At 59.9% G+C, this 242-nt stretch carries 1 pseudogene; it reads left to right on the top strand.

Annotated elements, in window-relative coordinates:
- Nucleotides 1-242: pseudogene (locus B3187_RS02535) on the top strand (sulfite exporter TauE/SafE family protein); the annotation flags it as partial.

The following is a 242-nucleotide window of genomic DNA, read 5'->3' as shown; positions in this document are numbered from 1 at the left end:
GTGTCGGTCACCGGGGTGGGCGTTGATATGGTGCTCTATGCGGCGCTGGTATTGCTGTGCCGGGCGGACCTGAAGATCGCGATTCCCACCTCGGTGGTCATCATGGCTCTGGCCTCACTGTACGGGGTCCTTATCAAAAGTGTCACCAACAGCTGGCAACCCGGTGTGTTTGAGAACTGGCTTGCAGCGGCACCCGTCGTCGCCCTGGGCGCACCTCTGGGCGTGTTCATCGTCGATAAAAT

Origin of the sequence: Marinimicrobium sp. UBA4209, assembly GCF_002381585.1 — a bacterium.
In the GTDB taxonomy this organism is placed as follows: Bacteria; Pseudomonadota; Gammaproteobacteria; order Pseudomonadales; family Cellvibrionaceae; genus Marinimicrobium; species Marinimicrobium koreense.
Note: the sequence above shows the minus strand (reverse complement) of the source record. Positions and strands in the feature narration are given on the sequence as shown.